Origin of the sequence: Clostridium omnivorum (genome assembly GCF_026012015.1) — a bacterium.
Classification (GTDB): domain Bacteria; phylum Bacillota; class Clostridia; order Clostridiales; family Clostridiaceae; genus Clostridium_AX; species Clostridium_AX omnivorum.
Genome location: NZ_BRXR01000001.1, coordinates 2,938,683 through 2,962,840, shown reverse-complemented (window position 1 = coordinate 2,962,840; position 24,158 = coordinate 2,938,683). Strand labels below are relative to the sequence as shown.

Sequence of the window (24,158 nt, the reverse complement as noted above, 5' to 3'; positions counted from 1 at the left end):
TTTATTTTTATATATATTAAACAATTATATCAATTTTCTTATAATCTTCCATACGCTCATTTTCTTTCTTCCAGTATTCTTCAGAAGAATATTTAGCTGCTTTTTCAGATACTTCATTAATTTCGTTTTGTGTTTTATGTAACTTTTCTCCTAACTTTTTTTCTAAAGTACGATTTTTTGATACTACTTGCCTGAGCTCGTCTCTTTTTACATCATCACTTAGTCCACGTGCCCCATCTAGTTTGATTTCCATTTTTAATATTCTGCTTTTACCTTCAAAACTACTTTTTGTTTTATTAATTACCTTTACCAAGGAATAGGTAGAATTAACTTTAACTAAATCATTTACAGTACTCAATTCTAGTCTATCCTTATTTTTTTCAATGGATAAATTATCCTTTGAGCCTTTTTCATCTTTTTTTTGATTTTTGTTAAGTCGATCTGCTTGGATTTGCTGTATTTGCATATCAATTTGCTGAATTTCATCCTTTAGCTCATCAATTCTGTCTTTTTTAACTTTATCGTCAACCTTGCTTTCGTAAGTTTTTTGTATTTGTTCTTGTAATTTAGCCTTTACTTTTTCTAGTTCACTTATAATATTATCGCTTTTAAATGTTGTTTCATTCATATTTGAGTTTGAATCAACACTAGTAACCTTCATAAATTCCACCCCTAATTTCAAATTGCATTTATACTTTTTACAAGTTCGAATTAGAATACAAGGTAATTATAACATATTATTATAATAACGTCTTGATTTTGTAAATAAATATAATACTTACCATAAACCATCTGCTTCTGCTCATAATATTACAAAACAAATATACTCATAGATAGAATGTACTATTTACTTTGCATGATAAAGCAATATAAAGCCCATAGAGGCTGGACCTTACGCTATAAAGAACACGAAAAATACACACTATGAAAAGGTTCTTATAGATTAATGTAGAATAATTATTTTAATAAATACATTTATTTTATAAATCATAAGGAGATATTTATGGATAATATACTTTTCGTAGCTGTATCACAGAAAATGGCAGACTTAGCATCACAGGTTACAGCTGAAATGGGTCTAGAAATTCCTATTGTAGTTAGTATATCCTCAGAAATTCAAGCAGTGGTGAATAAGCACCCTAATATTGAGGTTTTTATAAGTCGAGGCAGATCTTCAAAGGTTTTGATGGAGCTTACAAATAAACCAGTAGTAGAAATAACTTCTTCTATACACGACATTTTAAAACCAGTTCAAAAGCTTACTTCTAAAGGTATAAATAAAATAGCAGTAATAGCATCCTCAAAGCTTATTGGAGACCGAATTGAGGAATATAAGCTTGGTGAGACTCTTATATTATTACGTCCTTTTGAACCTAAAGAATTTGAAAATTTAGCTTTTGAATTTTTCAACTCAGGAGTAAAAGGACTTGTTGCTACTACAATCGATTTAGAAATAGCTAAAAAATACGGCATGGAAGTTGAAGCACTTGATTCTGAAGAAGCTTCTATTAAAAGAGCAATAAATGAAGCAATAAAAATAGCGAAAGCTCAGGAAGTTGAACGTTCTAGAGAAAAAGAAAAGTCTGAAAAAATATATAATTATTCCACTGATTTATATAAAGCTATTGAAGAAGCAGCTGCAGCTGTGGAAGAATTAACAGCTTCTTCTGAAGAATTAGCAGCAACCAGCCAGAAAACTGCTAATATAGCTAATAAAGCTTATGATGAAGTTCAAAACACTTCTGCTATATTAGAAATTATTACAGATGTTGCGAAAAGGATTAACCTTCTAGGTTTAAATGCAGCAATTGAAGCTTCTAGGGCTGGTGAATATGGTCGCGGCTTTTCTGTTGTAGCTTCTGAAGTAAGAAAGCTAGCTTCTGAAAGTAAAAACTCTGCTCAAAATATAGATAATCTTTTAAATAAATTCCGTACTTCTGTTGAATCTGTATTAACAAATGTTCAGCAGAGTAATGTAATTGCCAAAGAGCAATCCCTTTCTAATCAAAATATTGCACAAATGCTTGACAGCTTAAGAGAAATAAGTTCAAGCCTTATGAGTATGGCCGAAAGAAAGCTATAGAGCAGTTGGAAAAACTTACAACTGCATGTTATAATCTCTATAAACCTTGATAGGAGATGCTTAACATTGGTATACAAAAAAAGAAAGTTCTAAATTACTATAGAACTTTCTTTATAATATTCAGCTATTAATATGTCAAGTTGCTTGCTAACTTCCAGTATTTTACCTGCGCTTAAAACCGTATTATCCTCTGATACTAGGTTGTCCAATAATGTTCTTACGGATATAATTTTTTCCTCCATTAAAATTCCTCACCTCAAAATAAATTTCAACAGCCTTTTATATTGTATCTTAATCAGGTGGACTAGCATTGAATTTTCGCAATATTTAGTTTAGTTCTTTTTTCGTCAGATTTTTACATTTTCAGATTCAGATGGTAAAGCTAGATTATCAGTATCCTCAACTACTGCTACTTTATCTGTTCAAAGCAGTGTACATTTTACTATATAATTGTATATTCTAAGTTAATTATTAGGGCAGCCTTCTAAAAGAGACTACCCTATTATAGACATATATTTTATTCCAATACTTCGTAAGTTTTAAATTCTCCTGGATTACCTTCATTTAGAATGAAAATCCTAGCACCCTTTTTAAATCCCTCTTTACCGTAATTATTAAATCCTGTTTTTCTTCCATAACCAAATATAATATTATTGAGCTTTCCATAATAATCATTGATATGATCATGCCCACAAAACACTGCCTTAACATCTTTCACTTTTATTAGTTCATCAAGAAATTTGCAATCTATTGATTGTATACACTCTTCTTCGTTACGCTCTCCATCAATTCGATTTTGCCATGCTTTAAATTGCTGTTTTAGAGGAATGTGAAAAAACATTATTGCTGGAATAACCTTGTTATATCTATGCCTTAAATTAAATGCTGTATTTTTGTACCAACTTACCTGGTGTTTATTTATATAATCTTGTGTTGAGTCCCCTGAATCAAGTAAATAAATATTAAAAACAGGGCTCATCCCTTTGGAATCCTTTATCAGTATATTATAATCCCCAGCTTTTTCAAAAGCCATAGAATAACTTTGGCTGAGGTTGTATTGGTATTGCTTGTATATTTCCATTTGCTTTTCCCTACCTACCTTGCATTCGCAATCATGGTTCCCTAGGGTGACTGCCCAAGGTATTTTCCTATCCTCCATAACTCTTGCAATACTGTCTATAGCCTTCTTAACTCCCTCTTCTGTAATGCACGCAGTACCTTCTATATTGTCACCTGTAATCACTACTAAATCGGGACTTTCATCATCAATTATTCTAGATATTAAGTTAATTGTTGGCAAGTCTATTTCAGAATGCTGATGAATGTCAGTGAGTTGCATTATTTTAAACTCACCCTTACTATTAAATTTCAGGTCAAACTTTTGAGGAAATTCTTTGTAAGGCCTAATAAAAAGCTTCCTAAAAAATGCTACAATATTATTTAGTATGTTTTTAATAATTTTCACCCCCCCCACTAAATTATATTATTAGTATATGTAAGCATATATAAAAAACGACTGAGTATAGTATTTTTGAGATGCAATTAAGCTCCTTACAAAATTAAATAGGCAACCTCTTACGAAGTTGCCTTAACAATAATTGTTTTCACTTATGCATAGGGTGACTTAGGAAATCCCTCTCTGTATTTACCCCGAGTCTGTAATCCACCTATACCTTTTGTACCTGTAATAGTATTTTCGAGGGCTTCTTGAATGGAAACTACCCTTTCAATATTTGTATATGCAATTTTTTCACAAACAAATACTGGGTCAAGGCAGTGGATTAAAACTCTGTTGGGTGAGGTTGCAAAGTTTGCACCAGCATCAAGTATTGCTTCATAGTGAGATTGGCAAGCTCCAGCAAAAATTACTAAGTCATCATAGTTTGGTTCATAATTTCTAAGTTCATTTACAGATTCAATAAAATATCTAGAGTTTCTGTAGTTATTTATATCCATAAAATCCTTTGTTCCCTTTGTAACAGCATCATGACCTGTTATTACAACTATGTCTGGCTTTACCTGCTTTACAAGCTCTAGTATCTGCTTAGGTTGATCTTTTTCTGGAATTACCTTTCCTACAACATCTAACTCTAGTTGCTTATAAACCTTAAGGCATACCTCTAAATATTCTGCATCTCCATCAATATGGAGTATTTTACCAGGTCTACCAAAGGTCAAATCTTTTGTATTTACTGGTTTTGGGCTTCTATATGCCTTGCTTATGTTCATTCTACCTATCATTATGTTCTTTATGCAGGCATTTACTTTTCTATTTAATATTTTTTCATTTTCAACATTGCCTTCATCCTCTATTCGTTCTAGGTCTTCTATTGGAGAATCTGCGATTATTCGCAAATTTATACCCTTAAGAGTATACACGATTCCATTTTCGGTTTCTTTTACATCAATTATTTTAAAAGTTATATCTTTACCATAGGATTTTCTGACAACTATATCACCTATCTGCATGTTCTCATCTCCACATATTGATTGATAATATATTCTATGAAGACATACATTTTTAGGTGCAAAAAAGAGATGGTATTTTTAATTAAACCATCTCAAAAGTTCTTTAATATTTTAACTATATTATAACTCTGAAAGTCTTTTAAGATGAAGTGCTAAATATCCCACCTCATCTTCCGGTAGCTTAACCGAAAAAAGAGCTTCTATTTTTATTGCAACCTTTATAGCTAAGTCGAATTCATTATATAACTCACTTCTAATTGTATCTAAAATATAATTTTTAATTGTTTTTCCGCTTAAAACCCTTTCAAGCATAAAATTAATATGAGTTACAGTTCTAGCATATTCTAAGGAATTTTTACTAAATTCTTTTTTCAGGAGTTTACATATAAGCTCCATAACTTCTCCTATTTTCTTTGTATATGCCAAGGGCTCTGTTACACTTTGCTCGGATATGGCTGCACGTATGTGAAGACATATAAATCCTGCCTCATCTTCAGGGAGCTGAGTAATAACACTATGATTTATCATATGTAAAGCTTTTACAGCTAGGGCATATTCTTTTGGATATAGAGCTCTAAGCTCGCTTAAAAAAGGATTTTCAATAGCAACTCCCTTTTCTATTCTTCTAATTGCAAAGTTTATATGATCTGGAAGAGAAATATGTATTGCATCATTCAGCCTGGTTTGCAATTCCTTTTCACACAAGTTAATAATTTCCTCTGAAAGGCCAACAATTTTACTATCTATAGTTTCAAGTATTATATTATAGTTTTCCTCTGCTGTAAGAGTCTGCTTAATAAAAAGGTTTTCAACTCTATCCTGGGGAACCTCCATATTTTTAGAAAAATCAAAACCAATGGCTTTGCCTACAAGTACGTAGTCTTTACTATCTTTTACAGCTATCACTACATTATTGTTCAATACTTTTTTCACATTATAATATACCATAATACCTCTTTACTCTCCGAAAGTGACTAATTAATATATATTATACACTAATTTATAAAAAGTAAAAGTCATGTAAATATTATATCTACATGACTTTTATGCCAAATCATAATCATTCCTTTTGTTCATAAACCTTTTTAAACTCTTCTATAAACTTGATATAATTATCTTGTTCTGTAATAAGGTCTTCAATCTTCTTATTAAATGTGTTTTGTGCCCAATTTACTTCATTGTAATAATATCTATTAGAAAGTCTCCAAAATCTTTGTGGAAAAAGCAAAAAGGCAAATAAAACCCTATATTCCTCAGCTTTTAATGGACTTACCTCATTATAAGCGTCGATAATAAGCTTGGCATATTCAATATCCCAATCCACTCTCTTTAAAACCTTAATCATAAAGGCTGATATATCATAAGCCCTTACTTCTTTCTTACAATAATCAAAATCAATAATATTAAATTCTCCATTATTATCAATGATTATGTTATGGTAAGTATAGTCATGATGGCAAAAACCCTTTTCTTCATCTGCCACACTACAAAGTTCCATATAATTAGAGCTATCAATTACTTTTAATGCTCTCTTTCCAAGCTCTTTGTAGAAATCCACACCCTTTATATAGCTCAAATCAAAACTACCCTTGTTATTTTTCTTCCTAGCCATGTCCCTCATTTTATCAAAAGATTTTATTCTCTTATCCATAAGGTGTGGCCATCTTCCCAAATCACTTTTTAGCTTGCTATTTTCTGGTGGTTCATAACCATTAGAGGAAATATGCAGATATGCAAGCTTCTTAGCGGCCATGCTTAATTCCTCTTTATTATAAAAATCACATTCTCTACCTTCTATCCATTCAGAAAGGGTATAAATGTCCTCATTTACCAAGGCATAAGGATTTCCATCTATATTTAGGCAATACTTATCAACATTTGGGAAACCGTTATTTATAAGATGTTCCTTTGCTCCATAGACAAATAAAAGCTTTTGAGTTCCATAATTAATCTTCTTTAAACACTTTAGCCCCTTATTTGTCTTCAGAAGATAGACTCCCTTATTAGGCTTTATGCTCTCAATCTCAATATCAAATTGCCTTTCTAATTCAAATTCTCTCATCATTTTTATCACCGCCCTCCTTATCAAATTAATCAGCTATTATTTAAAGCCCCTATATAATTTATATGTAGGCAACATTAAAGTTAGAATTATTTTTAACACTTTTAATAGGGACATAATATAATGAACTATAGCTATTTTGAAAGGAAATGCATATGAAAATAGGAATCGACGGAAGAGCTGCCAAGTGGTACAGAGGAACAGGAATTGGTACCTATACCTATCAGCTTATTTCATCATTGAGCAAAGTTGATAAGAAAAATGATTATTTGCTCTTCATGCCAGAAAGCTGCAACAGCGATATTAGGCTGGATAAAAATTTTCAAGTAAGAAGTATAACTGAAAATAATCAAAGCAGCTTTTGGGACGAAGTAAATATTCCAAACATACTAAAGGATAAGGACATAGAACTCTATCACGTTCCTCAAAATGGCGTAGGGCTTCCAGAAGCCAAGGACTGCCCTTTTATAATCACCCTTCACGATGTTATCCCATACAAAATGCCTGAGACTGTAGGTGAAAATTATCTTAGGATATTTTCAGAAGAAATGCCTAAAATAGTATCGCGCTGTGATGGCATAATTACAGTATCAAATTTCTCAAAGGATGATATCGCTGAAGCTTTTAATTTTCCTAAAGAAAAAATATTCGTAACCTACTTAGCTGCTGAGGACATCTATCGTCCTTTAGATAAAGCAGAATGCTCGCAGCATATAAAGACTCATTACTCCATTGAAGGAGACTATATATTATATATTGGTGGCTTTAGCCCTAGAAAAAACATAGTAGGGCTTATTGAAGCCTTTAGTAAGCTTAAAGAAGTTTATAAAAAAGACTTAAAGCTTGTAATAGCAGGAAAGAAGGGGAAATCCTATAGCATTTATAAACAGAGAGCTGAGGATTTAAATATATCGGATAGTGTTATCTTTCCGGGCTTCATCCCTTTAGAGCATCTTCCAGAGCTCTATAACGCTGCAAAGCTTTTTGTATACCCTTCCTTCTATGAGGGATTTGGGCTTCCTCCTATTGAAGCAATGGCCTGCGGGGTACCTGTTATAGCATCTAATGCAACCTCAGTTCCAGAGATTATTAAAGACTGTGCATTATTTATTGATCCGCATAATGTAGATAGCATTTGCGAAGCCATGTATAGAGCCCTTCTTGACTATGACTTAAGGCAGCAATTAATTCTTAGTGGCCTTGCAAGAAGTTCCGAGCTTACTTGGAATAATACTGCAGCGAATACTTTAATAGCCTATGGCAAAACAATAAATAATCTATAGAAATAATAAAGCAGAATTCAAAATGAATTCTGCTTTAAAACTGTGTCACGGGGACGTTTCGGTTGGCACATACTGCCTTTTATTAATTATATTCTTCTAATAAAACATCTCTTTCAAATATTGCTCTAGTCTTATATAATGTAAAGCTTAGGAAAAATCTTACTATAAGATCTGCGCCCATAACTAGCCAAATCGCAATTATATTCATATGAAAGTAATAAGTAAAAAGCAGCGAAAGTGGTATTCTTACTCCCCAAAGCCCTATACCTGCTACTATCATTGGCACTCTAGTATAGCCTGCTCCTCTAAGTGCCCCATTGAGTACACCAGAAACATTTTGAGGCAATTGTACAATCCCCATAATTATGAGGTACTTTGCTCCAAGCTTTATAACCTCCATATCATCTGTTAGAATCTTCATTACTAATTGAGGAAAGAAAATTAACAAGGAAGCACAGACCAATGTCACTATTATAGCTCCTTTTAGAGTTTCCTTTAAATACGCTCTTCCAAGCTTTTTATCTTTTGCCCCAAGTGCTTGCCCCACAAAAGTAGTAGCTGCTATTCCAAAACCCGCAGCAGGCATGTAAGATATAGATTCTGCTTGAAGTCCTAATTGGTGAGCTGCTAAAGGTATTTCCCCAAAGGAAAGGATTACATTAGTTATAATTAGTGCAGCTATCTGCCAGAAAATTGATTCAAAAGCTGTCGGCATTCCTACCCTATATATATCCCCAATTTGTCTTATATCTAAATTAAATAATTTTTTATTAAATAGAGAATTTAAAATTCCACCTCTACTGAATAAAACATAAAGTCCAACCATTGCTCCCATAAACTGAGCAATAATTGTAGCTAATGCTGCTCCTCTAATACCCATTGCTGGCATTCCTAGCTTTCCAAATATAAATACAAAGCTTAGACTAGCATTTACTATATTCATAAATAACGTTATGAGCATTGGAGTCATTGCATTTCCTGTACCTTGAAGTACTCCAGCCACTACCAGCATAATGGCCATAAATGGAAGTCCCCATGACACTACCCTTAAATATGTAACTGCACTTTGAAGTAAGTCTTCTTTAGGATGAAAAAGGTTAAGAATAAGGACCGGCGCTTTCCAAAAAATTATTATCTGGAGTAATATTACTAATATTATAGTGGAAAGCAGTGTTTGCTGTACTACTTGTCTAAGTTTTTTATAATTCTGTGCGCCATGAGCTTGGGCAACAAACACAGATGCTCCTGTAGTTACTCCCTTAAATAATGCCCACACTATTTGAGTAATTCTCATGCTAAGTCCTAAAGCACCTACCGCAATAGCACTTATTCTTCCAATCATAGCCATGGATACAAAGCCTACAATCATCTGCAGCACACTCTCAATAGTGATTGGTAGAATCATAGAAAATATTTTTTTTCGTATTTTCGAACTTGAGTAATCTTTTGTAATTTCCATAACAACCTCTTTCAAAAAAAATCTGATTTTTTCGACCATTTAATTATACTATAAAAGCCCTGCTTTAAAAAGCAGAGCCATAACACTATTACTATTTTAATTCTTTAGGGACATACTTTACTAAAGCAAAATTTTTAGCAACAAGCTCAGTATCTAAAATTCTACCACCTTCAAACTTGGCTATCTTATTTCGCCAGATTTCATTTTGTCTATAATAATTATCTTCAATTTTTAAAAATCTGTGATTCTTTTCAAATACATGGTATCCAAAGTCAAGCTCTTCATTTATCCTAAGCTCACCTTCTAAACACTTTTGAGTCATCCAAAGATTTATTTGAAATGTATAGCTTGTATTATTTTTCACCTGAAAATCACCATAATTATAAAATATAGTAGCGCCACTACCAAAGGGAAGCACCCTTCCGTTATCAGGAAATGGATCAAAGCTGTGGTGATGTCTCTCTGTTACAGTAAGTGGACTATGTATTACAAGCCAATTCAAAAGATTTGCAATTTGGCACAATCCTCCTCCAATTCCCGGTCTCGCTTCACCAAAACAAAGCTCCATTCCAGGAAGATATCCTTTATATTTTGTTGGAAGCCCAACAGTTTTGCAAAACGAAAAAACTTCACCTGGTCTTATGATAATTCCATCTATCTTTTTTATAGCTATCTTTAAGTTCTCAACCTTATTAAGCTGTAGCTGCACATCACTATCCCCTAATTTTCTGATTAAAACTGACTGATGCTTTATGACTCTATATGGTAGTTTATTAAAATCCCTTACCTTTGCAAACTTAATAGAATTAAAGTACCACTGCTTATATCTAATTATACGTCTATACCAAACTGCCAGAAAATAAAATACTGGATGTCTTTGGCTTAATAATTTCTTATGCATCTTAATCCCCTTGTTTCATAATAATCTAAAATTATCTACTCAGAGAAACTAATAAAATTCTATTTTAAAGCAATATCAAAAATCAAAGTTTTTATCACAGCCATATATTCTCTTGCGTAGTAGGAAGGCACAAGTAATGGGTGCAAGGCAGCTGGACTTCCATAGGCATTAAAGCCATAATGACTTGCTAAAAGTCTAGATCTAAACATATGAAAGTTGTTAGTTATTATGAGAATCTTTATGTTCTTGTTATCATCGATAGCTTCAATTGCTTTTTTTGTAAATTCCATGTTTTCAGAAGTTGATCCTGATTTATCTTCCTTAATTATTCTGCTTTCCTCAACGCCATTTTTCACTAAATATCTTTTCATGGCTTCTGCCTCGGTTATAGTTTCTCCAGGGCCCATACCTCCTGATACTACAATTTTTGCACTAGGGTTTTCCTTTATAACCTTTGTACTTTCCTCAAGTCTTTCCATAAGGGCTAAGGATGGTGTTTCTCCCCAAAGTCCCGCACCCAACACAACTATATAGTTAGCAGTATCCTTATCTTTTTTAAATCCATAATATATAATGGGGGTTTCAATAGCAATTAGCGAAACAATAAATAATAACATTATAATTTTAAAAGCCTTATAAACTTTCTTATGTTTCTTCATAAACTCTCTATATATTCCGGATAAAATCATCATTCCAAGTATTATAAATAAAAGTCCAAGTAACGTATAAAACTTAGCAAAAGTTACTCTAAAAAGAAAGCTGCAAATAGAGTATACAATACATATTACACCTAAAATAATTGACGCAGTACCATAAAATTTTGAATTAAACTTCACAAAATTCACTCCCATTCATCATACAATAATATCTTACCATAATTTTTCAAATACACGTATACATAAAAAGTAAGAGATAATAGGTAATAAATAATAAATTATATATTTATGTTTACACACGAACATATGTTTGTTAAAATAAAGATAATCACTATTTAGATAATTATCCTAATGATATTTATATATAATAGACTCATTTTTATTAAATAAAGTTCAATAATTTTTAAAGGAGAAAAAATTATGGATATACAGGAAAAGCTAAAAATATTATCAGGCGCTGCAAAATACGATGTATCCTGTTCTTCTAGCGGCAGCAATAGAAAAAACACTCCTTCCGGCTTAGGAAATGCCAGTGAAAGTGGAATATGTCATAGCTTTTCAGCAGATGGAAGGTGTATATCTCTTTTAAAGATACTGCTTACAAATTACTGCATATATGATTGTGCCTATTGCATTAATAGGGCAACAAATGATGTTCCTAGAGCAGCTTTTACCCCCGAGGAAGTAGCAAGTCTTACTATAAACTTTTATAAACGAAACTATATTGAAGGGTTATTTCTAAGTTCAGCTATTTTTAGAAATGCTAATTACACCATGGAACTGCTGCTATCTACCGTAGACAAATTACGGAACGAATATAATTTTAATGGATATATTCACCTAAAGGCAATTCCGGGAGCAGACGAAAATTTAATTCGGCGTGCTGGTGAGCTTGTGGATAGAATGAGTGTAAATATAGAACTGCCTTCTAGTGAGAGCTTAAAGCTCCTAGCCCCGCAAAAGAAAGCAGAAAGCATTATAAAACCAATGTCCTTTATTGATAACCAAATTGCAATATATAAGGATGAAAAAAGATATTTTAAAAGTGCACCTGCTTTTGTTCCCGCTGGACAGAGCACTCAGCTAATTATTGGGGCTACTCCTGATACAGATTTAAAAATAATGAAATTATCAGAAGGACTTTACAATAGATATAATTTGAAAAGAGTATATTATTCTGCCTATGTACCTGTAAATGAAGGTCCAAAGCTTCCCCAGGTAAAAAATCCTCCTCTGCTAAGAGAACATAGATTATATCAAGCAGATTGGCTCCTGCGATTTTATGATTTTAAGGCTGATGAACTTTTAAATGAAAAAAGCCCTAATTTTGATACTTCCTTAGATCCTAAGACAGATTGGGCACTTAGAAATATACATATGTTCCCTCTAGAAATTAATACAGCCGCACCTAAGCTGCTTTTAAGAATACCTGGCATTGGAGTAAGATCTGTAAAACGAATAACTGCTGCAAGAAGAGTTCATTCCTTGGATTTTTATGATTTAAAAAAGCTTGGAGTAGTTCTTAAGAGAGCTCAGTACTTTATAACCTGCAAAGGAAGGTATTATGGTGATACAGTACTTAGAGAAACTGACATACGAAGTAGACTTATTGATAAACCATCAAAATTACTGTATGAATCACCTAAATTTGAACAGCTTACATTTTTTACTGAACTTCCGGCTATCTACATACCTAAAGATTCTTTTACTAGCATTACTGGAGAAATATAAAAAGGAAGGTGGTAATTTATGATATGTTATGTTTATGATGGAAGCTTCCATGGGCTCTTAACCTCTGTATATGAAGCTTATTATACTAAGAATAAACCAGAAGATATTGTACCTAAGGAAGACTTTATATTCACTCTCCTTACAGAGCCAATATTTATTACTACAGACGAATTAAAAGCTTCAAAGGTATACACTGCTATAAAAAACAAAATTTCTGAGGAAGCACTGCAAAACATATTTTATGCCTATTTGTCCGAAGTTGAACATTCTAGCTTCTTAATTTATGAATATATTAAACTTGGTTTTAAACTAGGCTCTAAAGTTGATTTGCACTTGCACAATGATACAGTTCTAAGAATTGATAATATCTGCAAAAAAGTTACCAATGAAGCTCATCGCATGGTTGGCTTTGTAAGATTTGATTGCATAAAAAATAATCTATATTATTCTGCAATAGAACCCGATCATAATATTCTTACTCTAATAGCCCCTCACTTTGCAGAAAGATTAAGTAATGAAAAATGGATTATACATGATCTAAAAAGAGAATTGGCTGCCATGTATAATGGCAGCCAATGGGTTATATCATCCATAAGTAAAGATCAAGGGAAAGCACTTAGTTTAAGTATTGAAAATGAATTTTATCAAAAACTTTGGATTGATTATTTTAATAATATAGCAGTAGAAAACAGGATTAATCCTAAACTTCAGAAAATGCATATGCCTAAGCGCTACTGGAAGCACTTAACCGAGAAAGCACCAGATTCTTAAGTTTACTCTTTATAGCATAATCATTTATTAGAATTAAAGAGTATTGGCATGGAATATTGCTTCCCCATCAATAAATCATACTGAATCATTTTATAGTCATTAAGCATATTTTTTTCTGATTCACTTAGCTTACTCTTTAGGTCACCCTTTGAATCCACAAGAACATTGTATCTTAATCCTGGAAGCTCAGATTTAATTGATTCCAACATTGCATAGTATGGAGATAATTTGCTTCCCATAATATCAAAAATTGATACACCTAAAAAAGCTGGGCTTATTGTGTTTAATTCATCTTTCTTTAAATTAAAATTTGAATATATAAGTAAGGGAGTTTCTCCCAAGACTCTATCATTCTCAAAAGTCTGTTTATTTGAATTCTTCCATTGCTCATATATAACACTATCAAGAGCTGGTAAATGGTCACCCCAAAAAACAAGTATAGTTGGTTCATTAATTTTTGATACTTGATCAACTAAATTTTTAATTGCTTCATCTGATTTTTTAATTCCTTCTGAATAAATTTCTAATTCCTTAACATTATTTTCCCCTATATCAGCACTAGAGGAAATTGATATAGAATTGCCGCCATACTTGTCTTCAAATAAAGGCATATGATTTTGCATTGTAACTGCATGTATAAAAACTGGCTTATTTTTTTCTTTTAATAAGTCTACAATTTGATTTACTACTGATTGATCTGTAATATACGAGTCTTTACTGAAAACATCTTTATATTTTATTTCACTTTCACTAATAAATGTATTAAAACCTAAGCTTGAATAAACCTTATCCCTTTTATAAAACACTTTGTTATATGGATGAACGGCTACGGTATCGTAATTTTGATCTTCCAATATACTTACTATTGAGGGAAACCCCTGCTTTTTATCCAATGCCTGCTGATATGGTACAGATCCCTGAATATTATTGTACATTGAAAGTCCTGTAAGAGCTTCAAATTCTACATTTGCAGTTTCCCCGCCAAAACTTGGAGATAACAGCCATCCCGAACTATATTGTGACTTCAAACTTCTTATATTTTTCATAGGATCTTCGCTAAAATTTAAATAATTTAATCTAGTAGGATCCCAAAAAGTCTCGTCCATTACAAAGATTATATTGGGCTTTACTGATAAATTAGCGGTTCTTTCTTTATTTATAGCATCAGCTTCAGCTTTGTATTTTTCCGCAATCTTTAAAACACTTTCTTTACTATACCCTTCTGGCTCATCCATCACTTTTGTTTGAAGATTAGATAAAATGCCAAATACAAATCCATTTTCGCTGTAATTTACAGGTTGATTCCATAGTACAACATCAATGCCGGACTTTTCTACAAACTTCTTTAGAAAACTTTTACTAAAGTTTGCATAAGAATAAATCATAGCTATACAAAACATAATAGTTGTAGCTCTAAAAATCCAACTTAAAGTTATTTTAGGTAGCTTCCTTACAATACGTGCAGAAATAAAAAATATTGCAGATAACAAAATGATAATTATTAATATACTATGTCCACCAGCCATCTTATATAAATCTTTTATATGCGTTATCTGATAAAAGTCTACTGGATATAATGGTTCTCCTAACATATCCAGCTTTCTCATATTTGAATAACCAATTAGGGAAAATGAAATTATTGAAATAATTCCCCCTATGTATAAATTTCCAACTAAACATATAATTAAAATATAAAATATGAATATTAGAATAGTTCCAAGAATAAAATTTCTGGTATCTAGATTTATCCACTTAATTGTATCCTGAAACTTTTGCTCCATCTGAATATACTCCAGTATGAAATTTGTTACAATTGATATAACAAAAAAAATTATAGAGCTTATGCAAATTTTTTTTATATTTTTTAGCGAAATTTTATTGCTATATAACTTGAAAATCAACTTTATCACTCCTAATTACGTGAAAGTCTCTCAATACTTATTTTTAATAAGTAGTTTATCCTTTTAAATTATGATACTTCTTTATGTCGGTTTGATTGTGACTTTGTTAACAAACTGTAACTATTTTGTGTGATTTTGCACTTCATTCATACTTGCAATAATAAAAAGCCTAAGGGCACCCCCTCAGGCTCTTTTGTCTATGAATATATGTCAGAAAACTCAATACTAATTCTTTCAATATTAGGCTGTCCTAAATTCACCTCATAATTTGTACTGCACTCAGGAATTTGTTTTACAGGCAATTTTATAATAAATTCCGTTCCATTTCCTAATTTGCTATGTACATCAATAGTTCCACCGTGCATCTCTACTAAGGATTTAACCAGTGATAGCCCAATTCCACTTCCTTGACTATTTTTTATAAGCGATTTATCAACTTGTCTAAAACGCTGAAAGACTTCTTTGATTTTTTCCTCTGAGATACCGCTTCCAGTATCGCTGACTTTAATGACTATTGATTCTTCCATTTCTTCTATATCAACTAATATCTCATCACCCGCTTCAGTAAACTTTGCAGCATTTGAAAGCAAGTTCAAAATAATTCTCTCCATTTTATCAGGGTCAAAGGCCATTATTTTTTCTTCCGTATCAGTATCAAAAATTAAATTTATTCCTTTAGCTTCTACATACGGCACTACAGATAAAGTTATATTCTCTACTACGCTTATAATATCACGGTTTTCAAGATGAAGTTCTAAAAACCCAGCTTCAATTTTCGAAATATCTACAATATTATTTACTAGTCTTAGCAATCTATAGGTATTTTGTTTTAATGTATTCAAATACTTATAATATTTTTCTTTCTTATCTTTATTAACTGCATCTTCATATAACTGTAATATTTGTATCGATCCAAGCATTACATTTAAAGGAGTTCTAAATTCATGGGCCAAATTAGCAGTAAACTCATTTATTAGTCTGCTATGTTCTAAGGTTTCCTTTAATAATTTTGAACTCTTCTCTGCGTTTTCCTTAAGCTCCTGAACTTGTTTTTCAGTGGTAATATCTCTAATTACACACAAAACTGCTGGCTTACGCTTGTATATAAAATTTGTAGCTCTTACTTCAACATATATAGGTTCACTATCTGATGCTAATATTACCGTCCTTAATGGCTTCACTATGTTTTTTCCCAAATAAATATTCTTTAATGCTTCACTTACTTCTTCTACATATAAAGGATGAATGAAGTTTAATACATCCTTTCCAACCATTTCTTGTTTATCATGGAATTTCATGGACTTCACAGCTCTGGAGTTAACAAAAACTATATTTCCTTCGCTGTGAACAAATATAGAATCATCAGAGTTCTCAATTAACATGTCGTAGCAATCATCATTAATCAAAAGCGCCTTCTCCATCTTATTTTTCTCAATACTTTCAAGAGAAAGCTTTTCACTGATGCTATTTAACTCCATTTTATTTTGCTGAAGTTCATTCTCTGTACTGCTTAATTTATTTATTAAAAGTTTGTATGGGGCCTTAATGGTGGTTTGAACTATAGCCTTATATAGAAGATAAAAAGAAATAACCTTAAAAAGATGACTAAAAACATTAGAACTTGTAGGAAGTTCAAATCTGAGGGTACAACACAATTCAGATAAAATATCAAATAAAATTGAAAATATTAAATTCCATACTACATAATTATGTAGTCTATCTCTAGTAAAAAAAAATATTATTGCTGAAACAGAAAATAATAATACTATAATAATTTCACTACCAATGTTAAATGGAGTAATGCCCTGCCTGCGCATGTAACAGTTAGGAAATATGTTCCAAACATAAATTGCTTCTATCATAAAAATTGATAATAAAAGTAATATTACTAGAGGTAATTTAAGTGAGATAGGTTTGTAAATAATCAAGCAGCATAAAAGCATGGACACAGCTTGAATAAATCCCGCACTTATCCAAAGCTGCATAGATATATTTATAACGTTATGTTTCCCAAAGAGCTCCAAGCCCTCCCAAGTCATTAAATGCAAGAGATCAAAAGTACCCACCACTAAAAAAGCTACGCCTAAAAACATAACAAATTTGTTTCTGGTATTTTCATAAGTGTTTATTGCAATAATAAAAATACCATAAGCAATTAATACACTAAAAATTTCTGTTGTCATATGATAAAAAAAATAATTTTTAAAGCCTACAAGTGTAATATTGATTATTACTAATACTATTATAAAAACCTTTAACAATTGTTTCAAATCCACATGTCCGTGCAGTAGTCTGAATTCCAGCTTAAAATGCCTAGTGATTTCCATTTTCATTACCCCCGCAAAATAACCATGATTATATTAACACAACTTGTGCACAACTTGTTGATAACCTGTGCATAACTCTAAATAAGCTGTGCATGACTTGTTAACCCTTTGTTAATAAGTTATCTATAACTAATATTCTATATCTTTCCAAAAATTCCTCCTAATTTCTGCATTTTTTAAGTATAATTCTGCAACTTTGTTAAAATAAGGAGATTTATTTCATATAGTGTTGGGAAATAAGCTGTTAATAAGTTGTGCATAACTTGTCATTTTTTGTGGATTATTTGTGAATTATGTGTTATTAAGTTGTGATTTGTTTTATTTTTATTTTGCGGGGTTTTTGTATTTATTATTTAAGTTCTGTTCTAAATATATTCTTTTCCTAATATTTCTCCTTCAATGCTTATGGTAACTACCTTTATAGGTATATTTATTCCAGAATTATCTCTAGCTCTTTTAGCAGCCATAGACATTCCACCGCAGCATGGAACTTCCATTCTAAGGACTGTAATGCTTTCAAGATCATTTACTATTATTATTTCTTCAAGTTTCTTTGTGTAGTATTCAATATCGTCTAATTTAGGACATCCTACAACTACAGCTCTATCCTTTAAAAAGTCATTATGGTAATTTGCATAGGCAAAAGGTACACAGTCAGCAGTTATAAGTAAGTCAGCATTGTAGAAGTAAGGCGCACTTGCTGAAACAAGTTTAAGCTGAACTGGCCATTGGGACAATTTTGATTCAATCTTTACCTTACGCTCATCCTTACTTTCTTTTTTATTTATAACCCGCATTCTGCTTCCAGGACATCCACCCCCTGTAGCATGCATTTGAGCAAATGCTCTCTTAGCATCACCTGATGGATTATTAATGAATTTTACTTCTTCTTTTTGTTCAGCATTTTTCATTCTTACTTCTACAGCTTCTTCATCGAATTCATCTGCATCTCTTTCAATTATTGTAATTGCATCCATAGGGCAGTGACCTAAACATGCACCTAGTCCGTCGCAATATATATCTTTTACAAGTTTAGCCTTTCCATCAATTACTTCTAAAGCTCCTTCTGCACAATTAGGTATACACAAACCGCAGCCATTACACTTACTCTCGTCAATCTGAACTATCTTTCTTAGTGTCATAATATCCTCTCCCTCTATATAATTAAATACTATTATAGAATATTTAATAAGTTTATATTATAATTATATTTAAAACTTAATAGTATTTCAGTAACATGGGTTACCGAAACTGGAGGCAAAAATTATGAACATTAATGAATATATATCTATACTTCAAGATATCAATTTATTTAAAAGCTTTACCAAAGAAAACTTAATAGAACTTTTTAGCAGAATTCCATACAAAATATCAAGCTATAGCAAAGGTGATATAATCTTTTCAGAGGGCGATGAGTGCAAAACTCTTAATATTCTTCTTGAAGGTAAAATAGAAATTCAAAATATAGACCCAATGGGTAAAGTACTCTCCATAGCTGAATTTAGCAAAGGAGAAATTTTTGGAGAAATGCTCATTTTCAGTGACCGAAATACTTATCCAATAAATGTTTTATCTAAAAGCACTGCCGTTGTACTCCATATGCAAAAGGATGCAGTGGTAAGTCTGTGTCAAAGCAATAGCGGCTTTTTATATGAGTATCTTAGAATTATTTCAAATAAAGCTATGCTTTTAAATATGAAATTAGGTCAAGTAACTTTGAAAACAATCAGACAAAAAATATGCCAATATATTTTATCTGAGCACGCACGCCAAAAGAGCAGCAGCATAAAACTCACTATTACTAAAAAAGAATGGGCCGATAAGCTCGGAGTGCAAAGGCCTTCACTATCTAGAGAGCTAATCAAACTTAAGGAAGATGGCTTTATAGATTACAATAAAAATGTAATAAATATAGTAGATCTAGAGGGTATTAAAGATATCCTTTAATAAACTCCATACACTTAAAAAAGCCATACTTATATTAATAAGCATGGCTTTATGCACCTACTTGTATTTTCTTGAAAACTCTTCTAAAAATTCTTCTTTATCTTCCTTGAATTCCAGCTTTCTATTAAATCTATCCACAAAAACTTCTTCTTCCCATTCTTTCCTTCTAGTATAATAATCTCGGGATATTGTGTAAAAGTCCTGTGGGAAAGCAAGCAGCGCATGGAGCACTTCTAATTCTTTTCTATCTAAAGTATTCTTAATACAATAGTTCTCTATAATAATATCTGCTTTTTCCATATCAAAGGCAGAATGCTTAATAGCTTTATATATGAAATTACATAAATCATGTATTTTAAGGTCCACAATAGCATAATCAAAATCAATAAAATAAGCCTCTTCATTGTTTATCAATATATTGTGATAAGCCAAATCATGATGGCAAAGTGCTATTTTATCATCTTCACCACACAGCTTATAATAAGGACTAGCTTCCAAAAGTTTAATACTCTTATTTATTTCCTTCATATAGTAATCTACATTTCCAAGAAAAATATCATCAAATTCTGTCTTATATTCATGAAGCTGCGCTATGTTTTTGAAGAAACCCATTTCCTCATATCTTCTTTTGAAATCCTCGATTGTATTACCTCTTAAGTTTTTATAAACTAAATCGGTTCTAAAACCTTCTGAAGCCCTATGCAATTCGCCTAATGCCTTTGAAGTAATTGCTATATCTACTGGATTACTATAATCACATTCTCGTCCTTCGATTAAATCCATAACACAATATACATCGTTATTCCACAATGTATAAATTCCACCATTCACAGTCTTTTCAAAGCTCATAATCCTTGAAAACTTATTTTTTACATACTCTATTGCTTTATTTATAAACTCTAGTTCTTCAATACTATAATCTACTTTTTTAAAAACTTTATTTCCTTTATCACTTGAAATTATGAAAACATTTCTCACAGGGACTACATCATTTACCTTAATACCAAACCTTTCAAATAATTCAACTGATAAATCATATTTGGCAAGATATTTTCTATCCCCATACTTTCCATCCTGCATTTTCTCACCTCTTTACCTAAATATTTCCTCATCTTTAATCATAGCTTTGTTCATTTTTTCAATATATTCTTCTATTGTCCAATTCTTCTTGCTTTCTTTATATCTATTGCAACACCTCATAAAATTATATGGATAATTTAGTAAAGTCATGATAAACTCAACACTATTATCGTCTAAATCCTCGCATTTACAAAATTCTTTTATGAGATAACTGTAATCTAGTTTTATACTCTTCTTTTTTAGCTTACTTAAAAAATTAAAAGCATCTATTTCTACAATATTATAGCTGCAATTACTTATGTCAATTACCTCCAAATAGTCTCTCTTTCTAATGTTATTAAAATCTGTATTTTCTAAACAGATTTCGCCTCTTCTCATACTTCTCTTTATAATATCTATATAGCCACATCTGTTCAAATCCTTTAGCGAGTTCTCAGCTCTTTTTATGAAATTATCACCACAGTCCATCATAAGCTTCTCAAATGCATTTACTTCATCTTTCTCAGATAACGCTTTAAGCAATCTTTTAGACTTTTTTAAGTAGAACTTATATTGTTCTATTAGTTTTCCTGTTCTATTTTCAAAGTTTCTTTCAATTATAGACTTATAGCCTATAGTTTTTTTATGAAACTCACCTATAGCATAAAGCTGCTCTAGTGCTTTTGCTTCATCTATATTATAATAGAGTACTGTTTCTTCAAATCCTTTTGATATAATAATCCCTTTAGAATTTAAAAAGCCAATAAAGGAGTCTGGTGTTTCTAATGTTATCATTATACCCCCCCTACCTTCTTCTTCGTCGTTTTTTATCTTTATTTTTTTTACTTGCTTCATCTATTTCTTTAAGCATTTCATCTCTTTCTCTTTCAAGCTTAGCTATTTTTTCTTTCTTCTTCTTAATTTTCTTTAATTGTTTTACAGCTTCTTTTAAATCATCTAATTGAATATCATATTCATCATATTTATAATCTTCGTCTCCACTTTTTATATTTTCTTCAGTATTTCCACCAGGAACTATGATACTTAGCTCCTCCATCTCATTAAGAGCTTTTAAGTTGTCTGCTCTGGCTTGTTTTATATTAAGATTCAGCATCTTATTATTTTCATTGTCCTTGCTCATAATTTCCTCCTTTCACTCGGAACACTGGGTAACTTATTCGTACCGATTCCCATCGGTAAATTACCCGTTATAAATGTACTCCCTGAATTCTTCAATAAATTCCTGTTTTTCCTCTGTGTCTTCACAAGTTTTTTTCAGTTTTTTAAGAAAGAAATCTTCTTCCCAAGGCTGTTTCTCTAAATAATATTGAATACCCACTTGCCAATAATCCTGTGGAAATTCCATAAAAGCTGCCATTATAGGTATATCTAAGCTATCTATCGGCATAATAATGCTGTATGCATCCATTACATATATTGCTGTATCTATATCCCATTTACCATGCTTCATTGCTCTTAAGAGAAGACTTGCTAAGTCATGAAGATGCGTATCTAATATGCAGTAATCAAAATCAATAATATCTACTTTCCCACTATCACTCACCAGTACGTTATGATGTGCATAGTCATGGTGGCAAAAACCTTTTAGTAAAATCTCTTTTTCCATCTTAACTAAATAATTACTATTGCACAGATTTTCTACTGACATATCTGCTCTAAATAGTTCCTCTTCCATCATATCTAGGTAAAGGGTGTCAAATTCAGTTTTCTGTTCCTTTGCTTGTATGCAAGCTTTAAAGTCTAATATTTCTTTTCTTCGGGTCAAAAAGGTATCTATCCATTTAAACCATCCTATTCTTGGCTGCATTCTGCTATCAACTTCAAAGCCTATACTTTTTTTATGTAACTCTGAAAGCTTTGAAGCCGCCAGTTCCAAGTCTAGTGGGTTATCATAATTACATATTCTTGCATTAACCCAGGGAGTTAAGTAGGCATAATACTTACCTAGTTCTATATATTCTTTATTGTCCATGGTCTTAATTATTTCAGGTATTCTTTCAAAACCATTATTTTGTAGATGTTTAATAGCGCTTACTATAAAAAAGAAATGATTAAAATTATACCTAATCACCTTTAGACATAAGCATTTATCAAAGGTTTTTATCTTATATACATTTTTTATCTTTTCTATATCTATGACTTGAAAACCATAGCTTTCCTGCACTAGCTTTTTTATTTCAGCTATATCCAAGTGGCTACCTCCAAAATAGTATTCTAATTGTATTATATGAAAGAATAGATAAGTGTGTGATTATTGGAACATTTTTAAGCAGCCTTTAATATTATTAATATATAAAGAAAAAAGAAAGCTTTAGTTTGTATTCATCAATTTAAGAGGAGAGGATTGGATGAGAATTGCAATTGATGCTCGAGGTATCAATTGGTATAGGGGGACTGGCATAGGTACTTATACTGAAAAACTCCTTGAAAACTTAATTAATATAGATTCAGAAAATTACTATCATATATATTGGTCCGGTTATGGTTATGAGAAATATAAACAAGAAAATACAAGGCTACTTATGGCTTCAAAAAAGCATCATAGATTCTTTGAGCAATATTTCTTTCCATATAATTTATCAAAGGAAGAAATAGACCTTTATCATATACCTCAAAATGGAATAGGCTTATCTGAAGACATAAGGTGCAAAAGCATTGTAACTATACACGACCTAATACCTTATGTAATGCCTGAAACAGTAGGAAAGGGCTATCTTACAAAATTTTTAAAGGAGATGCCTAAGGTAGTTGCTAATTCCTCAGCTATTCTAACGGTATCTGAATGGTCCAAAAAAGATATTTTAAAATTTTTTCCCATTGATGAAAATAAGATCTATGTAACCCCTCTTGCAGCAGATAGTAAATATAAGCCGCTAGATAAGGAAAAATGTAGAGCTTTTTTACAAGAACAATATAATATAACCAAACCATTTATCCTTTATATAGGTGGCTTTAGCTCAAGGAAAAATGTTCGTTCCCTTATAATAGCTTTTTCAAAACTATATAAAAAGCTTGATAAAGAATATAATCTTGTAATTGTTGGAGCAAATAGGGATGATGGTCAAAAACTAACTGAACTTTCAACCAATCTAGACCTTTCTTCTAAAATAATTTTTACTGGTTTTGCACCAGAAGATCACCTTCCCATTTTATATTGTGGCAGTGAAGTCTTTGTTTATCCTTCACTATACGAAGGCTTTGGACTGCCCCCATTAGAAGCTATGAACTGTGGTACCCCAGTAATTACTTCTAAGGTAACCTCTATTCCTGAAGTTGTTGGAGATGCAGGTATGCTTATTGATCCTAATAGTGCTGCTGAACTTATGGATGCAATAGAAAAAGTTCTATGTAGCGACAAAATTAAAGCTGAATTAAGGGTTAAAGGACTTAAAAGAGCTTCAGAGTTTTCTTGGAAAAACACCTCAAAAAAAACCCTTGAGGCCTATACAGAAGTTTATAATTATTTAGAAACTAATCTATAGCATATA

Annotated in this window: 22 protein-coding genes; 6 read left to right on the top strand and 16 right to left on the bottom strand. The window is 31.6% G+C overall.

Going from position 1 to position 24,158, the window contains the following annotated elements; all coding sequences use genetic code 11:
* Positions 1 to 16: 16 nt before the first annotated feature.
* Positions 17 to 661 (bottom strand): FlxA-like family protein, encoded by a 645-nt coding sequence (locus bsdE14_RS13965; protein WP_264850577.1) that lies wholly within the window; start codon positions 659 to 661, stop codon positions 17 to 19.
* A 342-nt stretch (positions 662 to 1,003) separates the two neighbouring features.
* Here bsdE14_RS13965 and bsdE14_RS13960 point away from each other — a divergent pair, with 342 nt between their 5' ends.
* Positions 1,004 to 2,083 carry a methyl-accepting chemotaxis protein gene (locus bsdE14_RS13960; RefSeq protein WP_264850576.1) on the top strand — a complete coding sequence of 360 codons (1,080 nt, stop codon included), beginning with the start codon at positions 1,004 to 1,006 and terminating at the stop codon, positions 2,081 to 2,083.
* 89 nt (positions 2,084 to 2,172) lie between these two features.
* Here the strand turns inward: bsdE14_RS13960 and bsdE14_RS13955 are convergent, their stop codons facing one another.
* The 5 genes from bsdE14_RS13955 to bsdE14_RS13935 all read right to left on the bottom strand — a co-directional run bounded on the left by bsdE14_RS13955 (position 2,173) and on the right by bsdE14_RS13935 (position 6,617).
* Positions 2,173 to 2,325, bottom strand: coding sequence for a Spo0E family sporulation regulatory protein-aspartic acid phosphatase (locus tag bsdE14_RS13955; RefSeq protein WP_264850575.1), 153 nt, complete (start codon positions 2,323 to 2,325; stop codon positions 2,173 to 2,175).
* A 275-nt stretch (positions 2,326 to 2,600) separates the two neighbouring features.
* Positions 2,601 to 3,548 (bottom strand): metallophosphoesterase family protein, encoded by a 948-nt coding sequence (locus tag bsdE14_RS13950; protein ID WP_264850574.1) that lies wholly within the window; start codon positions 3,546 to 3,548, stop codon positions 2,601 to 2,603.
* 143 nt (positions 3,549 to 3,691) lie between these two features.
* Positions 3,692 to 4,552: a sporulation peptidase YabG gene (gene yabG, locus bsdE14_RS13945; protein WP_264850573.1), complete on the bottom strand. Its 861-nt coding sequence runs from the start codon at positions 4,550 to 4,552 to the stop codon at positions 3,692 to 3,694.
* A gap of 120 nt (positions 4,553 to 4,672) precedes the next feature.
* Positions 4,673 to 5,500 carry a PRD domain-containing protein gene (locus tag bsdE14_RS13940; protein ID WP_264850572.1) on the bottom strand — a complete coding sequence of 276 codons (828 nt, stop codon included), beginning with the start codon at positions 5,498 to 5,500 and terminating at the stop codon, positions 4,673 to 4,675.
* A 112-nt stretch (positions 5,501 to 5,612) separates the two neighbouring features.
* Positions 5,613 to 6,617 (bottom strand): CotS family spore coat protein, encoded by a 1,005-nt coding sequence (locus bsdE14_RS13935; protein ID WP_264850571.1) that lies wholly within the window; start codon positions 6,615 to 6,617, stop codon positions 5,613 to 5,615.
* Positions 6,618 to 6,769: 152 nt separating this feature from the next.
* Here bsdE14_RS13935 and bsdE14_RS13930 point away from each other — a divergent pair, with 152 nt between their 5' ends.
* Positions 6,770 to 7,897 (top strand): glycosyltransferase family 4 protein, encoded by a 1,128-nt coding sequence (locus bsdE14_RS13930; RefSeq protein WP_264850570.1) that lies wholly within the window; start codon positions 6,770 to 6,772, stop codon positions 7,895 to 7,897.
* Between the two features lie 82 nt (positions 7,898 to 7,979).
* Here the strand turns inward: bsdE14_RS13930 and bsdE14_RS13925 are convergent, their stop codons facing one another.
* The 3 genes from bsdE14_RS13925 to bsdE14_RS13915 form a co-directional block, all read right to left on the bottom strand.
* The gene (locus bsdE14_RS13925; RefSeq protein ID WP_264850569.1) at positions 7,980 to 9,356 is read right to left on the bottom strand and encodes an MATE family efflux transporter; all 1,377 of its coding nucleotides are present in this window, start codon (positions 9,354 to 9,356) and stop codon (positions 7,980 to 7,982) included.
* A gap of 91 nt (positions 9,357 to 9,447) precedes the next feature.
* Positions 9,448 to 10,257 carry a VanW family protein gene (locus bsdE14_RS13920; protein WP_264850568.1) on the bottom strand — a complete coding sequence of 270 codons (810 nt, stop codon included), beginning with the start codon at positions 10,255 to 10,257 and terminating at the stop codon, positions 9,448 to 9,450.
* Between the two features lie 59 nt (positions 10,258 to 10,316).
* Complete coding sequence (locus bsdE14_RS13915; RefSeq protein WP_264850567.1) at positions 10,317 to 11,093, bottom strand: YdcF family protein; 777 nt, start codon at positions 11,091 to 11,093, stop codon at positions 10,317 to 10,319.
* 240 nt (positions 11,094 to 11,333) lie between these two features.
* Here bsdE14_RS13915 and bsdE14_RS13910 point away from each other — a divergent pair, with 240 nt between their 5' ends.
* On the top strand, positions 11,334 to 12,644 hold the full coding sequence (locus tag bsdE14_RS13910; protein WP_264850566.1) for a putative DNA modification/repair radical SAM protein: 1,311 nt from the start codon (positions 11,334 to 11,336) through the stop codon (positions 12,642 to 12,644).
* Between the two features lie 18 nt (positions 12,645 to 12,662).
* Positions 12,663 to 13,415 (top strand): TIGR03915 family putative DNA repair protein, encoded by a 753-nt coding sequence (locus bsdE14_RS13905; protein WP_264850565.1) that lies wholly within the window; start codon positions 12,663 to 12,665, stop codon positions 13,413 to 13,415.
* 20 nt (positions 13,416 to 13,435) lie between these two features.
* Here the strand turns inward: bsdE14_RS13905 and bsdE14_RS13900 are convergent, their stop codons facing one another.
* The 3 genes from bsdE14_RS13900 to bsdE14_RS13890 all read right to left on the bottom strand — a co-directional run bounded on the left by bsdE14_RS13900 (position 13,436) and on the right by bsdE14_RS13890 (position 18,785).
* Positions 13,436 to 15,196 carry an LTA synthase family protein gene (locus bsdE14_RS13900; RefSeq protein WP_264850564.1) on the bottom strand — a complete coding sequence of 587 codons (1,761 nt, stop codon included), beginning with the start codon at positions 15,194 to 15,196 and terminating at the stop codon, positions 13,436 to 13,438.
* Between the two features lie 317 nt (positions 15,197 to 15,513).
* Entirely contained in the window at positions 15,514 to 17,643 is a 2,130-nt protein-coding gene (locus tag bsdE14_RS13895) for a sensor histidine kinase (protein WP_264850563.1), read from the bottom strand.
* Positions 17,644 to 18,008: 365 nt separating this feature from the next.
* A complete protein-coding gene (locus tag bsdE14_RS13890) occupies positions 18,009 to 18,785 on the bottom strand; it encodes an ATP-binding protein (protein WP_264850562.1) in 777 nt (258 codons plus the stop codon).
* 124 nt (positions 18,786 to 18,909) lie between these two features.
* Between bsdE14_RS13890 and bsdE14_RS13885 the strand changes: the two genes are divergently transcribed.
* Complete coding sequence (locus bsdE14_RS13885) at positions 18,910 to 19,590, top strand: Crp/Fnr family transcriptional regulator (protein ID WP_264850561.1); 681 nt, start codon at positions 18,910 to 18,912, stop codon at positions 19,588 to 19,590.
* A 57-nt stretch (positions 19,591 to 19,647) separates the two neighbouring features.
* Here bsdE14_RS13885 and bsdE14_RS13880 read toward each other — a convergent pair whose 3' ends face one another.
* From bsdE14_RS13880 to bsdE14_RS13865, 4 genes are read right to left on the bottom strand one after another with little or no spacing between them, the layout of a single operon-like run.
* Positions 19,648 to 20,670, bottom strand: a complete 1,023-nt coding sequence (locus tag bsdE14_RS13880) for a CotS family spore coat protein (protein ID WP_264850560.1) — start codon at positions 20,668 to 20,670, stop codon at positions 19,648 to 19,650.
* Positions 20,671 to 20,682: 12 nt separating this feature from the next.
* Positions 20,683 to 21,444, bottom strand: coding sequence for a spore coat protein (locus tag bsdE14_RS13875; protein WP_264850559.1), 762 nt, complete (start codon positions 21,442 to 21,444; stop codon positions 20,683 to 20,685).
* A gap of 10 nt (positions 21,445 to 21,454) precedes the next feature.
* Complete coding sequence (locus tag bsdE14_RS13870) at positions 21,455 to 21,790, bottom strand: hypothetical protein (protein WP_264850558.1); 336 nt, start codon at positions 21,788 to 21,790, stop codon at positions 21,455 to 21,457.
* 60 nt (positions 21,791 to 21,850) lie between these two features.
* The gene (locus bsdE14_RS13865; RefSeq protein WP_264850557.1) at positions 21,851 to 22,861 is read right to left on the bottom strand and encodes a CotS family spore coat protein; all 1,011 of its coding nucleotides are present in this window, start codon (positions 22,859 to 22,861) and stop codon (positions 21,851 to 21,853) included.
* Positions 22,862 to 23,018: 157 nt separating this feature from the next.
* Between bsdE14_RS13865 and bsdE14_RS13860 the strand changes: the two genes are divergently transcribed.
* Positions 23,019 to 24,152: a glycosyltransferase family 4 protein gene (locus bsdE14_RS13860; RefSeq protein ID WP_264850556.1), complete on the top strand. Its 1,134-nt coding sequence runs from the start codon at positions 23,019 to 23,021 to the stop codon at positions 24,150 to 24,152.
* Positions 24,153 to 24,158: the final 6 nt, after the last annotated feature.

Excerpts from the sequence above, each read along its gene's own strand:
- bsdE14_RS13875 (WP_264850559.1), bottom strand. The coding sequence starts at position 21,444 with ATGATAACATTAGAAACACCAGACTCCTTTATTGGCTTTTTAAATTCT.
- bsdE14_RS13930 (WP_264850570.1), top strand. The coding sequence starts at position 6,770 with ATGAAAATAGGAATCGACGGAAGAGCTGCCAAGTGGTACAGAGGAACA.
- bsdE14_RS13895 (WP_264850563.1), bottom strand. The coding sequence starts at position 17,643 with ATGGAAATCACTAGGCATTTTAAGCTGGAATTCAGACTACTGCACGGA.
- bsdE14_RS13935 (WP_264850571.1), bottom strand. The coding sequence starts at position 6,617 with ATGATGAGAGAATTTGAATTAGAAAGGCAATTTGATATTGAGATTGAG.
- bsdE14_RS13880 (WP_264850560.1), bottom strand. The coding sequence starts at position 20,670 with ATGCAGGATGGAAAGTATGGGGATAGAAAATATCTTGCCAAATATGAT.
- bsdE14_RS13860 (WP_264850556.1), top strand. The coding sequence starts at position 23,019 with ATGAGAATTGCAATTGATGCTCGAGGTATCAATTGGTATAGGGGGACT.
- bsdE14_RS13955 (WP_264850575.1), bottom strand. The coding sequence starts at position 2,325 with ATGGAGGAAAAAATTATATCCGTAAGAACATTATTGGACAACCTAGTA.
- bsdE14_RS13900 (WP_264850564.1), bottom strand. The coding sequence starts at position 15,196 with ATGGAGCAAAAGTTTCAGGATACAATTAAGTGGATAAATCTAGATACC.
- bsdE14_RS13925 (WP_264850569.1), bottom strand. The coding sequence starts at position 9,356 with ATGGAAATTACAAAAGATTACTCAAGTTCGAAAATACGAAAAAAAATA.
- bsdE14_RS13910 (WP_264850566.1), top strand. The coding sequence starts at position 11,334 with ATGGATATACAGGAAAAGCTAAAAATATTATCAGGCGCTGCAAAATAC.
- bsdE14_RS13965 (WP_264850577.1), bottom strand. The coding sequence starts at position 661 with ATGAAGGTTACTAGTGTTGATTCAAACTCAAATATGAATGAAACAACA.
- bsdE14_RS13940 (WP_264850572.1), bottom strand. The coding sequence starts at position 5,500 with ATGGTATATTATAATGTGAAAAAAGTATTGAACAATAATGTAGTGATA.
- bsdE14_RS13870 (WP_264850558.1), bottom strand. The coding sequence starts at position 21,790 with ATGAGCAAGGACAATGAAAATAATAAGATGCTGAATCTTAATATAAAA.
- bsdE14_RS13890 (WP_264850562.1), bottom strand. The coding sequence starts at position 18,785 with ATGACACTAAGAAAGATAGTTCAGATTGACGAGAGTAAGTGTAATGGC.
- bsdE14_RS13960 (WP_264850576.1), top strand. The coding sequence starts at position 1,004 with ATGGATAATATACTTTTCGTAGCTGTATCACAGAAAATGGCAGACTTA.
- yabG (WP_264850573.1), bottom strand. The coding sequence starts at position 4,552 with ATGCAGATAGGTGATATAGTTGTCAGAAAATCCTATGGTAAAGATATA.
- bsdE14_RS13905 (WP_264850565.1), top strand. The coding sequence starts at position 12,663 with ATGATATGTTATGTTTATGATGGAAGCTTCCATGGGCTCTTAACCTCT.
- bsdE14_RS13920 (WP_264850568.1), bottom strand. The coding sequence starts at position 10,257 with ATGCATAAGAAATTATTAAGCCAAAGACATCCAGTATTTTATTTTCTG.
- bsdE14_RS13885 (WP_264850561.1), top strand. The coding sequence starts at position 18,910 with ATGAACATTAATGAATATATATCTATACTTCAAGATATCAATTTATTT.